Origin of the sequence: Rhodococcus sp. OK611 (assembly GCF_003050885.1) — a bacterium.
Classification (GTDB): Bacteria; Actinomycetota; Actinomycetes; order Mycobacteriales; family Mycobacteriaceae; genus Rhodococcus_G; species Rhodococcus_G oryzae.
In genome coordinates, this window is sequence record NZ_QAOZ01000005.1 from 1 (window position 1) to 14,364 (window position 14,364).

Genomic DNA, 14,364 nt, shown 5'->3' on the forward strand with positions numbered 1-14,364 from the left:
AGCGTCGACCGCGACCAGCTTGCCGCCGCCGCGGGCCTCGACACCCGCACCGCCGCGCAACGCAACCACGACGCAGTCAAGGAAGCACTGCGCGCCCTCCTCGGTTCCGGAGTCCTCGGCTCGCACCGCGGGTTGCCGGTGACGACGATCCTGACGATGACGATCGATGAACTCGAACAACAAACAGGTGTGGTCACCACCGCCTCCGGCGGGATCGTCCCCATCAAGGACGCCCTCAAGCTCGCCGAACGGTCACATCCGGTGCTGGTGCTCTTCGACCACAACGGCAGACCACTGCACCTCGGACGGAGCAAACGCCTCGCCACCGCCGACCAACGACTGGCTCTGATCGCCGCCGATCGCGGTTGCACCCGACCCGGCTGCGACGCCCCGGCCACCATGACCGCCGTCCACCACGTCCACGACTGGTCCAAGGGCGGCACCACCGACATCGGTGTCCTCTCCCCCAAGCACTTCGTGCAGGGGGTACCCCCACCTCGGGTGCGACGGCTGCCACGCCCTCATCCACGACGGACCCGGCGGCTGGCACACCCGCACCGCCCCCAAAGACTCCGAATACGCCGGACGCACCCAATGGATCCCACCAACGCACATCGACACCGAACAGAAACCCCGCGTCAACCACCGCCACCACCCGAAAGAGCTCCTCGACCGCGCCCGACGAAAGGCCAACGCCCGCAGGGAGACCGGCATGCGCAGGCGGGATGGGTCATGGCCGTGGGGAGAGGCGCGGGGCGAAGGATCGGCCTCAGACGGTCTCCCGTAGCGTCCGGCCGTGTCGAGTTGCAGCGAAGATCGACAGGACGCGCCTGGCTACTTTGACCGAGGTCGGGCGTGTAGGTCGCGCCTGTCGATGCAGGTGTGTCACCGAACCCAGAGACACGTCGTCGCATCCGTCAGGATGTGACTATGAAACACGCGCAAATGCACGCGGACCGGATCGCCGGGATCCTGACCGGCCTCGACCGACTTCGAGCAGCCGATCTGAGGACCACGGTCGTCTCGCTCGGCGACCGGGAGGTCATCGGCTACAGATGCGGCATCCATGGGGCAGCCGTGCATCGCTACGAGCACGCTGCTCCCGCGGACCCGGACGTTCTGGCGGCATTCGAGAACCGGCTCGGCGTCGGCCTTCCTGCCGACTATTTCGAGTGGATCACCCGGGTGGGCGACGGCGGAGCCGGACCGATGCTCGGACTGCTCCCGCTGGCGCAGGAGGCCGAAGACGCCGCGATCGACTACGCCGCGGACTTCCCCTTCACCGCCGAGCGACCCTGCGCGCCCGCCGCTGAGGACTCCGAGTTCCAGTGGTCAGAGAACATCGGCCGGATCCACCGAGGCGCGACCTTCCTCGCGAACGAGGGGTGCGGCATGTACGACCTCCTGATCCTGCGCGGCCCGGCCGCGGGGCAGGTGTGGTGGCACAGCTACGAGCACGCCGCCGCGCTGCCGGTGCTTCACCCAGACACCCGCGAGCCGCTGACGTTCCTCGACTGGTACGAACTCTGGCTAGCCCGCGCCCTCGATCCGGACGTAGACCAGGTGGGGAGCTTTGCCGAGTTCGCCGATCACGGCGCGAACCACGACTGAGGTGTCACGTCCCCCCGCAGCGCGGTTGCGACGACGATCGCCAGGTGTGGGCCTCAGGCCGTCATGTCGAACGTACGACCGTTCGTGCAATCGCAAGATCTCGTAGAGAATGAAGCGATGGTGGATACGGCTCAGACTTCCGATCAGCGGTTGATCAAGGGGGCGCTGGCCCGCGCCTCGATCGCCCGGCACGCGGCGGACGTCGCCTCGGTCGAGGGACTGACCGGTCTGAGCATCGGCAGGCTCGCCACCGATCTCGGGCTGAGCAAGAGTGGCGTCGCGACTCTCTTCGGCACCAAGGAGAACCTTCAGGTCGCGGCGGTGCAGTCGGCCAGGGAGGTGTTCATCGAGCACGTCGTCCGGCCGAGCCTGAAGGAGCCCGGCGGGCTGCCCCGGCTACGGGCCCTGATCGACCGTTGGTTCGACTTCGTGTCGGCGCCGGTGTTCCCCGGCGGCTGCTTCCGGGTCGCGACCGTATCCGAGTTCGACAGCAGGCCGGGGCCGGTGCGTGACGCGATCGCGGCCGATCAGCGGGACTTGCGCGAACTGCTCACCCGCGAGATCCGGCGGGCCAAGGATCAGGGCGCGGCGGAGGGGAGGGACGCCGCGGCGCTGGCCTTCGAGATCGAGGCGCTGATGAGTGCGGTCAACACCGCCCTACAGATGGGGGAATCGGAGGCGGCGCCGATCGCCCGCGGGATCATCGATGGGCTGATCGCCTAGCCGGATTCCGGGGGAGTGTCCCCGTCCGCCGATGCCCCGTCGCCGGTGGCCGACTCGGCGTCACGGTCGAGCGCGCGCAGGGTCGTCGCCCCGTTCGGCCCGTCACCGGGTTCGTCGGCGAGCGGCCAGCCCCCGGCCGCGAGGTGTGCGCGCACCCGCTCCACATCGGACTCGACGGGCATCTCGTCCGTGACCTTGGTGATGAGCACCTGGATGTCGATCTTGTCGATCGGCGGCGGGAACTGCTCGACCAGTGCGTCGGTGACCGCATGGACCTCTTCGTCGGACAGGCGCCTGCGGAGCAGGGCGATCAACGGGATGTAGTCCTGTTCGGGCACACCGTTGGGATACCCGGCACGCAGCCACCCGAGTATCGAGGTGAGGAACGGTGGAAGGGCCACGACGGTGCGTCCCTACGGCTCGTCGCCGAGCGGCCACCCGGCCGCGGCGAGCACGGACCGGACCCGGGCGATGTCGTGATCCGACGGGGCCTCGTGGGTGATCTGTTCGATCAGCTCGCCGATCTCGGCGTGGGTGACGGTCGGGTCCTCGCCCTCGCCCCGCGATTCGGCGAGCGCGACGGCCACGTCCTTGATCTGCTCGGCGGTCAGCTCGTGGTGGAGCAGGGCCACCAAGGGGATGCGGTCCTTCGGCGGGACGCCCTGCGGGTACCCGTCCTGCAGCCAGGTCAGCACGGATAGTGGGAACGTTGATTTTGCTGAGGACACGAACTGTTGCCTCTCGACTCGTGGGCCGACGCTAGAAGATCTCGATGCCGAAGGTGTGGCTGAGGAAGCCCTGCATGACGAACAGGATGCCGGTGATGATCGCCACGACCACCACGGCGAAGCATGTACCGGCTGCGATGACGGCAGCCGGCTTGCGGGTGGTCGTCGCCGCGGCGGGATCGGTGGTCGAACCGGAGTCCAGTGCCCGCAGGCCGAGCGCGAAGATCGCGGGCAGGCCTGCCCCGAGCAGTAGCCCCACCGCGACGACCTGCCACAGCGAATCGACGGTTTTCGAGAGAAGATCCATGGTGCTGTATTCCTCAGGCTGTCACGTTGTCGCGCGGGGCAGGCTCCGCGGCCGGTGCGGGCGCGGGGGTCGGGTTCGCCGGCGGGCCGGGGATGTCCTCGGCGGGGATCAGGCCGCCGTCCCATTCCGCGTTGACGTTGCTCGAGTCGATCGGCTGCCTGCGCGAACGCGCATACATCCAGCCCGCCAGCAGCAGCAGGATCGCGAAGACCGCCAGCACGCCGGGCAGGCCGCCGATCAGCTGCGCGATGCCCCAGCACACGGCGCCGACAAGCGCGGCCGACGGCAGGGTGATCAGCCAGGCGACCGCCATCCGGCCCGCGACGCCCCAGCGCACCTCGGCGCCGCGGCGGCCGACGCCGGTACCCATGATCGAGCCGGTGGCGACGTGCGTCGTGGACAGCGGCAGCCCGAGGTGGCTGGAGGTCAGGATGATGGCGGCCGAGGACGCCTCCGCGGCCATGCCCTGCGGCGCCGCGATCTCCACCAGACCCTTGCCGAGGGTGCGGATCACGCGCCAGCCGCCGAGGTAGGTACCGAGGGCGATCGCGACCGCGCAGCTCAGCTTCACCCAGAACGGCATGTCGGAGTCGGCGTTGAGGGTGCCGTGGGCGACCAGGGCCAGGAAGATCACGCCCATCGTCTTCTGCGCGTCGTTGGTGCCGTGAGCGAGGGACACCAGCGACGCGGAGCCGACCTGGCCGAGCCGGAACCCGGAATCCTTGGTCTCGTCGCTGACGCCGCGGGTGATCCGGTAGATCATCCAGGTTCCTGCCGTGGCGACGAGGCCGGCGACGACCGGCGCCAGCAGTGCCGGGATGACCACCTTGCTCAGCACGCCGCCCCACTCCACGCCGTTCATCCCGAGGGAGGCGAGGGCCGCGCCGATCAGGCCGCCGAACAGCGCGTGCGAGGAACTCGAGGGGATGCCGAACAGCCAGGTGGCCAGGTTCCAGATGATTCCGCCGACAAGTCCGGCGAAGACGATGAACAGCAGATCCTCGCCGCCGACGGAGTTGAGGTTGACCACGCCCTTCGCGACGGTGGCCGCGACCTCCACCGAGAGGAACGCGCCCACCAGATTGAGGATTGCGGAAAGCGCAACCGCGACTTTGGGTTTGAGTGCCCCGGTCGCAATCGACGTCGCCATCGCGTTGCCGGTGTCATGGAAGCCGTTGGTGAAGTCGAACCCGAGGGCCGTGACAACTACGACAAGAAGAACGATGAGTTCCGCGTTCACGGCCTCGATCCTCCGTTACGAACGCGTAAAAGTCGAGTCTGTACCCGCTGTTCGCGCGTGCTTTCGAGCACGCCGCGCCGCCGCCCGTCGGGCCAGGTCCTGGCGGTTCGGGCGGGCCCCGAACGGCGTGCGCACCGCCCTGTCGCCATGCGAACCGTCAGGGTCAGGAACGAAATGTGTCGAAGCTCACCGGGCCAGGACCCGTCACTCCTCGCGCCGCGATGGGCCGCTCGACCCGACCGGTTCGCGGGGGATGTTCGCGGTGAAGAACAGCGCGAGGACGGCGAGGAGCGCGGCGAGGCCGCATGCCACCCGCAGCGCCTCCAGTCGTGCGTCCGCGTTGACCGCGAGAACGGCGTCGGCGGTCGGGCCGCTCACCCCGGCCTCGTCCATCGCCGCGGTCAGCTGGGTGTCGGACAGGAACGGGACCCCGGCGGCCAGCTCGGTGGTGGCCTGCTGCTGCACGGCGACGGGCACGTCGGGGTTGTCCTGGATCCCGTCGACGGTCGCGGCGCTCAACGTCGTGATGAGCACCGCACCGATCAGTGCTGTCCCCAGTGACGCGCCGAGGTTGGTCGCCGTGTTCTGCAGCCCGCCGACCTCGGCGCTCTGCGAGTCCGGCACCGCGGACACGGTGACCGCGCCGAGCTGGGACGCCAACGCACCAAGCCCGAGTCCCATCAGGAGCATCGGGACGGCGACGATCGCGGCATTGGCGCCGGGGTCCAACCCGGCGACGAGGACCAGGATCCCGACGATCATCGAACCGAGACCGCACCGCACCACCCGGCGGGGAGCCGCACGAGGCCAGAGCTTGGGTATGCCCGCTGCGGCGAGCAGGAGAGCCACCGAGAGCGGCAGCAGCCGCAGACCGGTCTGCAGCGAGTCGAGTTCGAGGACCACCGAGAGGAACAGCGGGACCGCGAAGAAGATCCCGGCCTGCACCATGAACTGCGCGAAGAACATCGTCAGGCCGCCGCTGAGCTGACGGTTCTGCAGGAGCCGTGGATCGAGCAGTGGCTCGGCGCCCGCCTTGGACAGCCGGGTTTCCCAGAGCAGGAACACATAGGCGACCAGCAATCCGGCGAGGATCAACCACAGGGTCGCGGACACTCCCATCAACTGGACGCCGTCGGGCGTTGGCCGGATCCAGCCCCATTCGCTCGAGCGGAGCACCCCGAACACGAGCATGCCCAACCCCAGCACCGACAGGGCCGATCCCACCAGGTCGAGGTGCACCTTGGCCGGCGGGGTGTCCTCGATCCTCCTGAGCACCAACAGGATCAACACGACGATGACGACCTCGCCGAGGAAGACGTAGCGCCAGGACGCGTACGTGGTGACCGCGCCGCCGATGAGGGGGCCCGCGGCGACGGCCATCGCCCCGGCCGCGGCGACCAGGCCGTAGGCCGCAGGGCGACGTTCCGCCGGGAAGTTGCTCGCCACCAGGGCGACGATCGCGGGCATGATCAGCGCGGCGCCGATGCCCTCCAGGAGTGACCAGCCGATCAGCAGCACGGCCAGGTTCGGTGCCACGGCCGTGGTGAAGGACCCCGCTGCATAGATGACCAGCCCGATGCCGAAGGCGCGGCGACGGCCCAGGATGCTGCCCACCTTGCCGCCCGTGATCATCAGCGTGGCCATGACGAGGGTGTACAGCGTGATCGCCGTCTGGATCCCGGTGATCGTGGTGTTCAGGTCTGCGGCCACGGTGGCCATCGAGACGTTCATGACGGAGCTGTCCAGCGTCATCAGGAACTGGCCGGAGGCCAGCACCGCGAGCACCAGGCCGCTGCCGGTTCGGGTGGAGGACGTGTGCCGAGCAGCTGTGCTCATCGGTGACCTCGGGGTCGATGGGTTCCGCGTGCACGAATCGTCCGCTGCGAGGGCCTCGGTCGTCAACGGCGCCGCGCCGAGAGAATCGGTGCCGCAACCGGCTAGGGGGCCGGGCGGCCGTCCCTCCGGATCGGGTGGTCCGCCGGGATCTGCACCAACACGATCGGGACGCCGTCGGGGTCGGCTATCCACAACTCGTGCAGGCCCCACGGTTCCTGCCGCGCCTCCCGGATGATCTGCACGCCCTTGAGCACCAGTTCCGTCTGCGTGGCCGTGAGGTCGCGAACCTGAAACCAGAGGGCACCGTCGAAGCGGGTGCTCACCCCGGATGCGCCGTGGGCGGCGACCTCGATCAATCCCTGCCCGGCGAAGAACACGGTGCCGCCCGGATACTCGCGCGCGACCGCGAGCTCCAGGGTCTGCGCGTAAAACGCCAGGGTGGTCGGATAGTCGGCCGGCCGCAGGATCGTCCGGCTGCTCAGAATCTCCATGCTCACTCCTGCTCCGCGGGTCGGGCCTCGTGCCCGGGCCTGCCCGGTGTCCGTCTGCGCTGCTTCATCTCCGCCTCGTACAGGTGCCTGCGCCCGCCGAGCAGCTCCTCGCGCACCGCCTGCTCGTGCTCGCGGAATTCCGACCAGTACCCGTCGTCGAACTCCTCCACCACCTGAAAGGTCCAGCGGCCCGCCAGCACGTTCCGGCCGACCAGCTCCTCGAGGAGCTTGTCGGCCCGCTCACCGTGGCCGGCCGCGCGCAGCATATCGACCGCCTCGGCGAGCTGCAGGTGCGCGTGCCCGATGAGTTGGTGGAACCCGTACAGGTGCCCGCGGGCCCGCTCGACCGTCTCGAGGGCCTCGGAGACCCGCCCGGCGGCGGCGATCTCGGCGTCGGTGACACCGTCGGGCCGACGGTGTTCGGGTGCAGGCTCTTCGCGGTCGACGCCCATGCGTTCAGTGTGCCCGATCCGGTGTCGGTCGCGGGCGCGAGATTCGTGACAGTGGCGAACGAATTCCCCTGCGCGGCCCACCCGAACGCGGTACCGTCTCGGCGATCGGTGCCGCCGCCAAGGAGGCCGGCGGTCCGGGCCGTCTGGTGCCCGCATCCGATCGACAACGTCGAGGCTGGGGGAGTCCATGAATTTCGCGTGTCGTCGTCCTGCGTTGGGCCGGGCAATGGGTGTGGCCCTGGTCGCGATCGCGGTGTTGGCAGGCTCGGGCGAGGCCGTCGCGGCACCGGGCACGGGCAGTGACTCGGGTAGCGCGGGCAGTTCGGGCAGCTCGGATTCGGGCAGCGCGGGCGGCAGCTCGGACTCGGGCAGCGTCACCTCCGGATCGACGATGCCCGAGTGGGGGCGCGACGATCCGGGGCCGATACCCCCGCTGCGCGACGACATCGTCACCCCGTCGATCGTCTCGGAGAAGTTCACCTCGGAACGGGTCGCGCGGTTCCTCATCGCCTCGCCCGCGCTGCACCGCGAGGTCGGCGTGGACGTGCTGCTCCCCGCGGACGGCAGCGTCCCGCGGCCCACCCTGTACATGCTCGAGGGCGTCGGTGCCGACGAGAACCAGAGCGGGTGGATGTACATGACCGATGCCCCGAAGTTCTTCGCCGACAAGAACGCCAACGTGGTCATGACCAACGGCGGGGTGGCCAGCCTCTACACCGACTGGGACAAGCGCGATCCGAAGATCGGGCTGCACAAGTGGGAGACCTTCATCACCAAGGAGCTGCCGCCACTGATCAACGCCCGGCTGAAGACCAACGGCGTCAACGCGATCGCGGGCAACTCGATGGGCGCCCAGGGTGCGATGATGCTCGCGCACCGGCACCCCGACCTGTACCGCGGCATCGCGGTCTTCAGCGGCTGCTACTCGACCACCGACGACATCGGTCGGCTGAGCACGCAGGTCACGGTGTCCTCGCGTGGCGGGGACCCGGCCAACCTGTGGGGTGTTCCTGGTGGTCCCGAGTGGGAAGCGCACGACACGGTGCGTCACGCGGAGGCGTTGCGCGGCAAGCCCATCTACATGTCGGTCGCCACGGGTATCGCAGGCAGGCACGAGGGCCCAGGCACCGATGCCGAGCGGATCGTGGTCGGCGGGGCTATCGAGGCGGCGGCGAACCAGTGCACCAAGCGGCTCGACCGAAAGCTGCGGGAGTTGGGCATCCCGGCCACCGTCGACTACGAGCCCACCGGCGTCCACGCCTGGGCGTACTGGAAGGACCAGCTGCCCAAGGCATGGCCCACGTTGCGTCAGGCGCTCGGGCTGTAGGCCTAGAAGTACCAGGGGTACGGCGACCAGTCGGGATCGCGCTTCTCCAGGAACGCATCCCGGCCCTCGACGGCCTCGTCGGTCATGTAGGCCATCCGGGTGGCCTCGCCGGCGAACAGCTGCTGGCCGACCAGGCCGTCGTCGGCCAGGTTGAACGCGTACTTGAGCATCCGCTGCGCCTGCGGGGACTTGCCGTTGATCTTCTCGGCCCACTCCAGCGCGACGTCCTCGAGCTCGGCGTGGTCGACGACCTTGTTGACCGCGCCCATCTGATGCATCTGCTCGGCGGTGTACGCATCACCGAGGAAGAAGATCTCGCGGGCGAACTTCTGCCCCACCATCTTCGCGAGATAGGCGCTGCCGTATCCGCCGTCGAAGCTGCCGACGTCCGCATCGGTCTGCTTGAACCGTGCGTGTTCGCGGCTGGCCAGTGTCAGGTCGCAGACCACGTGCAGCGAGTGCCCGCCGCCCGCGGCCCAGCCGTTGACGAGGCAGATCACCACCTTCGGCATGAAACGGATCAGGCGCTGCACCTCCAGGATGTGCAGCCGGCCCGCGCGCGCCTTGTCCACGGTGTCGGCGGTCTCGCCCGCGGCGTACTGGTAACCGCTGCGTCCGCGGATGCGCTGGTCGCCTCCCGAGCAGAACGCCCAGCCGCCGTCCTTGGGGCTGGGACCGTTGCCGGTCAGCAGCACCGCGCCCACATCGGAGGTCATCCGGGCATGGTCGAGGGCGGCGTACAGCTCGTCGACCGTGTGCGGCCGGAACGCATTGCGCACCTCCGGACGGTTGAAGGCGACGCGGACGGTGCCCTGCGTGATGTGCCGGTGATAGGTGATATCGGTGAGGTTCTCGAACCCGGGAACCGGACGCCACAGCTGCGGATTGAAGGTCACGATCGCCAAGGATAGGCCCCGCCCGACCGCGAGGCGCCGATGGTGGTGTTGCTGCCGGGCCGGCCATGAGGTCAGGTGCGAGGATGACGGCATGCTTCCCGCTCACCGTCAGGGTGCGTACCGAATCCGGTTCGACTGGGGACCGGCGGGCGCCGCTGCCCTGATCGAGGACTGCGACGTCGCGGTCGTCGTCGACGTGCTGTCGTTCACCACCACGTTGACCGTCGCGCTGGACGGCGGCGTGGGCGTGTACCCCTATCGATGGGACCCCGCGTCCGCCGCCGGCTACGCCGCCGAACGCGGTGCGACCGTTGCGGTCGGCCGATCACGGGCGGTGCCGGGCGACGTGAGCCTCTCGCCCGGTTCGGTCCGGGCCGCCTTCGGCCCTGGTCGGCTGCCGGATACGCGCGGGCACAGGCTGGTGCTGCCGTCCCCGAACGGATCCGCGCTGTCCTTCGGGCTGGCCGAGGCCGGGGTCGAGGTGGTGGGGGCCTCGCTGCGCAACGCCACCGCCGTGGCGCACTGGCTCTCGGCTCGGGGCGGAGCGGCCCGGCCGCCGCGGGTGGCGGTGATCGCGGCGGGGGAGCGCTGGCCGGATGGGGACATCCGCCCTGGCCTGGAGGATCTGTGGGGTGCGGGCGCGGTGCTCCGTGCGCTCGGGGCGTTGGGTGCGGGGGCGGCGTCTCCGGAGGCCCGCGCGGCCGCCGAGGCTTTCGCCGCGGCCGAGGGCGACCTGAGGGACAGGCTGCGTGACTGCGCGAGCGGCCGGGAGCTCGTCGACAAGGGATTCGGCGAGGACGTCGACATCGCCGCCGAGCTCGACACCAGCGCCGTGGTCCCGCTGCTGCGGGGCGAGGCGTTCGTGGACGCCGCGTCATGAGCGGCGAACCGGTGCCGCTGCCGCCACTGTCCGAGCTTCGCGAGGGCGCCGTCGTGGTGAGCCTTCCGATGCGAGTCCGCTTCCGCGGCATCACCACTCGCGAGGTGCTGTTGTTGCGCGGGCCCGCAGGCTTCGGCGAGTTCGCCCCATTCCCCGAATACGCCGACGCCGAGGCCGCCTCCTGGCTCCGCTCCGCGATCGAGGCCGCCTGGCTGGGCCCGCCCGCGCCGCTGCGCGCGATGGTGCCCGTCAACGCGACCGTGCCCGCGGTGGAGGCGGCGCGGGTGCCCGAGATCCTGTCCCGGTTCCCCGGCGCGGGGACGGCGAAGGTGAAGGTCGCCGAGCGGGGGCGGTCGCTCGCCGAGGACCTCGCGCGGGTCGAGGCGGTCCGTGCGCAGATCGAGCACGTGCGGGTCGACGCGAACGGTGGGTGGGGTCTCGACGAGGCGGAGGAGGCATTGCTGGCGCTGTCCTCGGATGGACCGCTCCAGTACGCGGAGCAGCCGTGCGCCTCCGTCCCCGAACTGGTCGAATTGCGTAGGCGCCTGGCCGATCACGCGGCGGCGTCCGGTCGCGCGCGGGTGCGGATCGCCGCGGACGAGAGCATCCGCCGGGCGGAGGATCCGATGAGGGTCGTGCGCGCGGGCGGTGCCGACGTGGCGGTGGTCAAGGTCGCGCCCCTCGGCGGCATGCGGGCACTGCTGAGTCTCGCCGCCGAATTGGCGGAGCACGGTGTGCCGGTGGTGGTCTCGAGCGCGCTGGACTCCGCGGTGGGGATGGGTGCGGGGCTGGCGGCGGCGGCCGCGCTGCCCGAGCTGGAGTACGCCTGCGGGCTCGGCACCGGCGGACTGTTCGAGGCCGATGTCGCGGCGCCACGCGCGATGGTGGACGGGGCGCTGCCTGCCTCTGCGGTCGTGCCGGACCCGGAGCGGGTGGCCGGGCTGTCAGCCTCACCGGAGCGCACACGGTGGTGGCTCGCGAGGCTCGAGCGGTGTCACGAGCTGCTCTCGGCGGATGCTGAGTAAGCCGGTTGGGCTCCGCGTCGTATAAGGTCTGGCGCGACACCCAAGTCAACATCGGAGGCATTGAAAGTGGTTGCAGCACTGAATGACACCCTTCTCGACCCGTCCCGGCTGCCCGCCGTGGTCGCGGACGTGCAGGAGCTGATCGACGCCGAGGTTTCGGAGAAGACGGGCGCCTCGGGCCTCGCGGTCAAGGGCGGCTACGGAGCCGTGAAGAAGGTCGGACCGTCGATCGTGCCGGAGGCCGTCGAGGGACTGCTGCCCGGATTCATCTCCCGCCTCGAGCCGTTCTGGCAGGACTTCGGCGCGGCCGGTGGCGCCGGCTTCGGCGACTTCCTCAGCGCGCGAAGCGAGCAGGTTGCGGACGCGCTCCTCGGCGTGACCGACGAGAAGATCGAGGGCACCAGCAAGTCCGCCATCAAGAAGGTCTACTCGACGATGCGCCCGTCGGCGAAGAAGAACGTCATCGAGGCGCTCCCGCGTCTCGGTGCGCTCGTGGAGAAGCACGCAAGCTAGTCACCACGCCACAGTGGTAGACGGTGGGCCGGATCCCTGGGGGATCCGGCCCACCTGTCGTATGTGGGCTCGGCGCCGTCGGGTCGTCGCCGAAGTGTTTAACGCAAAAATTGCGATTACCCGGCGGTAGCAAGCTGGCCCGTGCCAGACTCCCTCGCGTCACCGGCCGGCGACCTCCCCACGTACGAATGCGTGCCTGTCCTCGTAGGACAGGTGTGCCCATCCCCAGGAGCCCGTGTTGGTCGAAACATGCAACAAATCTGCCGCCGGCCGCAGCGCCAGGAGTCTGCTCGCCGCCCTGCTGGCGGTACCCCTGGCCGCCGCCGGTCTGTCGGTGCTCGCCACACCCGCGGTTGCTGCTCCCGCCGGGCCGACGGCGAGCGTGTCGATGGGCGACAGCTACATGTCCGGCGAGGCGGGACGGTGGAAGGGCAACAGCCTCACCACCTCCGGCAGCCGCGACGGCACCGACCGGGCCTGGACGGGCAGCGGTTACGACCCCACCCGTGTGTACGGCAGCACCTACGCCAACGGCTGCGACCGCTCCGATTCGGCCGAGGTGAACAGTGCCGCGTCCGTCGCGCAGACCAGGATCAACCTGGCCTGCTCGGGCGCCGTCACCGCCAACATCTTCCGGGCCGCCAACGGCGGCCAGGCCTTCAAGGGTGAGGCGCCGCAGGCCGATCAGTTGGCCGCGGTCGCCGCGGCCAACAAGGTCAAGCTGATCACCCTCTCGATCGGCGGGAACGACCTCGGATTCGCCGACGTCATCTCGACCTGCGTTCAGGACTACCTGGTCTGGTACTCCTACTGCAACGACGACCAGCAGGCGGCGGTGGACGGCAAGATGAATGCCGCGATGGACGGTGTCGCCAAGTCCATCGACGAGATCCGTGCCGTGATGTCCGGTGCCGGTTACGCGGCCGCCGACTATCGCGTGGTGCTGCAGTCGGCGCCCTCGCCGACCCCCCGCGCGGCGGATAACCGGTACTCGGAAAGCGGCTGGGCGCGGGCGAACACCGGCGGCTGCCCGCTCTGGGACGGCGACGCCAACTGGGCCCGAGATTCCTTGGTGCCGCAGATTTCCAACCGCCTCGCCGGTGTCGCTGCCGCGAAGGGTGTGCAGTTCCTCGACCTCGGCGATGCCTTCGACGGGCATGAGGTCTGCGCCAAGGCGGCCAAGCAGGTGAGCGCCTCGTCGGCGCCGTCAGGGGCGACCAGCGAGTGGATGCGCTGGCTGGACATGGGATGGACCACGCAGGGCAACCGTCAGGAGTCGATGCACCCGAACTACTTCGGCCAGCTCGCGCTCGGCCGCTGCATCGACCTGCTGTACGCCAAGCCGAGTGGCAACTTCACCTGCCGCAACACGGCGGGGCAGGACCACAGCGGGATGTACCTGACCGGGCGTCCGTAGCCACCCCTGTGAGTCTTTCTGGTCCTTCACGGGGCCAGAAAGACTCACAGGCGGCGCAGCCGCCTAGGGTGCGGACTTCCCGTGGCGCCAGTAGCCGGTGAAGGCGATATCGGACTTGGGCACCTTGCGGTCGTTGACCAGATGCCGTCGCAGGCCCGTCGACAGATCGCTCTCGCCCGCGACGAACGTGTAGGACGGCCCCGTGGGCAGCTCCGCCTCCCGCACCGTCTCCAGGGCGAGGACCCCGGGCCGATCGTGCGGGTCGGAGCGGACGAGCCAGTGCAGGTTCACGTCCTCGGGCGTCGTCACCTGCTGGGCGTCCTCGGCGTGCGGGATCTCCACGAAGACCTCGGCGCGCAGATCGGCAGGCGCCGAGCCCAGGACGCCCATGATGGCGGGCAGCGCGCTCTCGTCGCCTACCAACAGCTGCCACTGCGCTTCCGGGGTCGGGTTGTAGATCAGGCCCTCGTCGAGCAGCGCGACCTCGTCCCCCGGCGTCGCCGACCCGGCCCACGCCGACGCCGGTCCGGTGTCGCCGTGCGAGACGAAATCGATGTCCAGTTCGGGGATGTTCTCACCGAACACCGCCTCGTCCGCGCCGCGGAATCCGCGGACCGTGTAGTTCCTGACCACCGGCCGGGTGCTCTTCGACATCGCCAGGTACTGGGCGTACCACAGGTTGTTGGTCGCGCTCGGCACCCGCAGCGTGGTCTGGCCATCCTGCGGGATGAACATGCGGAACCACTGATCGAACCCCATGGGGGTGAAGCTGCGCAGCTCCTCGCCGCCGATGGTGACGCGGATGAAGTTGGGGCTCACCTGTTTGCTGCCGAGCACCCGGGCCCTGGTGATGTGCCGGTCCTCGGGTTTGACGAACTTGCTGCGCTTGGCCATGGTCTCGTTCCTCGCGGGGTGGTT

The 14,364-nt window shown here is 69.7% G+C and carries 17 protein-coding genes; 8 read left to right on the top strand and 9 right to left on the bottom strand.

Going from position 1 to position 14,364, the window contains the following annotated elements:
* Positions 1-87 precede the first annotated feature (87 nt).
* The 3 genes from C8K38_RS07410 (at position 88) to C8K38_RS07420 (ending at position 2,334) form a co-directional block, all read left to right on the top strand.
* Positions 88-843 carry an HNH endonuclease signature motif containing protein gene (locus tag C8K38_RS07410; RefSeq protein WP_306455726.1) on the top strand — a complete coding sequence of 252 codons (756 nt, stop codon included), beginning with the start codon at positions 88-90 and terminating at the stop codon, positions 841-843.
* Positions 844-930: 87 nt separating this feature from the next.
* Positions 931-1,611 carry an SMI1/KNR4 family protein gene (locus tag C8K38_RS07415; protein WP_143548407.1) on the top strand — a complete coding sequence of 227 codons (681 nt, stop codon included), beginning with the start codon at positions 931-933 and terminating at the stop codon, positions 1,609-1,611.
* Between the two features lie 117 nt (positions 1,612-1,728).
* Positions 1,729-2,334, top strand: a complete 606-nt coding sequence (locus C8K38_RS07420) for a TetR/AcrR family transcriptional regulator (protein WP_097210931.1) — start codon at positions 1,729-1,731, stop codon at positions 2,332-2,334.
* Here C8K38_RS07420 and C8K38_RS27545 read toward each other — a convergent pair.
* The 7 genes from C8K38_RS27545 to C8K38_RS07450 form a co-directional block, all read right to left on the bottom strand.
* Positions 2,331-2,735, bottom strand: a complete 405-nt coding sequence (locus C8K38_RS27545) for a DUF3349 domain-containing protein (protein ID WP_257017235.1) — start codon at positions 2,733-2,735, stop codon at positions 2,331-2,333. The genes C8K38_RS07420 and C8K38_RS27545 overlap by 4 nt on opposite strands.
* A gap of 12 nt (positions 2,736-2,747) precedes the next feature.
* Positions 2,748-3,062, bottom strand: coding sequence for a DUF3349 domain-containing protein (locus C8K38_RS27550; protein WP_307861328.1), 315 nt, complete (start codon positions 3,060-3,062; stop codon positions 2,748-2,750).
* A 31-nt stretch (positions 3,063-3,093) separates the two neighbouring features.
* Entirely contained in the window at positions 3,094-3,369 is a 276-nt protein-coding gene (locus C8K38_RS07430; RefSeq protein WP_097210932.1) for a hypothetical protein, read from the bottom strand.
* 13 nt (positions 3,370-3,382) lie between these two features.
* Positions 3,383-4,609, bottom strand: a complete 1,227-nt coding sequence (locus tag C8K38_RS07435) for an inorganic phosphate transporter (RefSeq protein WP_097210933.1) — start codon at positions 4,607-4,609, stop codon at positions 3,383-3,385.
* Positions 4,610-4,813: 204 nt separating this feature from the next.
* Positions 4,814-6,445, bottom strand: a complete 1,632-nt coding sequence (locus tag C8K38_RS07440) for an MFS transporter (protein ID WP_097210934.1) — start codon at positions 6,443-6,445, stop codon at positions 4,814-4,816.
* A gap of 101 nt (positions 6,446-6,546) precedes the next feature.
* Positions 6,547-6,936 carry a VOC family protein gene (locus tag C8K38_RS07445; protein ID WP_097210935.1) on the bottom strand — a complete coding sequence of 130 codons (390 nt, stop codon included), beginning with the start codon at positions 6,934-6,936 and terminating at the stop codon, positions 6,547-6,549.
* A gap of 2 nt (positions 6,937-6,938) precedes the next feature.
* Complete coding sequence (locus tag C8K38_RS07450) at positions 6,939-7,388, bottom strand: hypothetical protein (RefSeq protein ID WP_097210936.1); 450 nt, start codon at positions 7,386-7,388, stop codon at positions 6,939-6,941.
* A 226-nt stretch (positions 7,389-7,614) separates the two neighbouring features.
* Here C8K38_RS07450 and C8K38_RS07455 point away from each other — a divergent pair, with 226 nt between their 5' ends.
* A complete protein-coding gene (locus C8K38_RS07455) occupies positions 7,615-8,715 on the top strand; it encodes an alpha/beta hydrolase (RefSeq protein WP_245221154.1) in 1,101 nt (366 codons plus the stop codon).
* Positions 8,716-8,717: 2 nt separating this feature from the next.
* Here the strand turns inward: C8K38_RS07455 and C8K38_RS07460 are convergent, their stop codons facing one another.
* A complete protein-coding gene (locus tag C8K38_RS07460; protein ID WP_027500684.1) occupies positions 8,718-9,611 on the bottom strand; it encodes a 1,4-dihydroxy-2-naphthoyl-CoA synthase in 894 nt (297 codons plus the stop codon).
* A gap of 91 nt (positions 9,612-9,702) precedes the next feature.
* On the opposite strand from C8K38_RS07460, the gene C8K38_RS07465 reads away from it, so the two are divergent.
* The 4 genes from C8K38_RS07465 (at position 9,703) to C8K38_RS07480 (ending at position 13,446) form a co-directional block, all read left to right on the top strand.
* A complete protein-coding gene (locus tag C8K38_RS07465; RefSeq protein WP_097210938.1) occupies positions 9,703-10,491 on the top strand; it encodes a 2-phosphosulfolactate phosphatase in 789 nt (262 codons plus the stop codon).
* Positions 10,488-11,516 carry an o-succinylbenzoate synthase gene (locus C8K38_RS07470; RefSeq protein WP_097210939.1) on the top strand — a complete coding sequence of 343 codons (1,029 nt, stop codon included), beginning with the start codon at positions 10,488-10,490 and terminating at the stop codon, positions 11,514-11,516. The genes C8K38_RS07465 and C8K38_RS07470 overlap by 4 nt, the downstream gene beginning before the upstream one ends.
* A 66-nt stretch (positions 11,517-11,582) precedes the next feature.
* Positions 11,583-12,029 (top strand): DUF6918 family protein, encoded by a 447-nt coding sequence (locus tag C8K38_RS07475; RefSeq protein ID WP_077040721.1) that lies wholly within the window; start codon positions 11,583-11,585, stop codon positions 12,027-12,029.
* A gap of 235 nt (positions 12,030-12,264) precedes the next feature.
* Positions 12,265-13,446, top strand: coding sequence for a GDSL-type esterase/lipase family protein (locus tag C8K38_RS07480; protein WP_097210940.1), 1,182 nt, complete (start codon positions 12,265-12,267; stop codon positions 13,444-13,446).
* Between the two features lie 63 nt (positions 13,447-13,509).
* Here C8K38_RS07480 and C8K38_RS07485 read toward each other — a convergent pair whose 3' ends face one another.
* Complete coding sequence (locus tag C8K38_RS07485) at positions 13,510-14,340, bottom strand: siderophore-interacting protein (RefSeq protein WP_097210941.1); 831 nt, start codon at positions 14,338-14,340, stop codon at positions 13,510-13,512.
* Positions 14,341-14,364 lie beyond the last annotated feature (24 nt).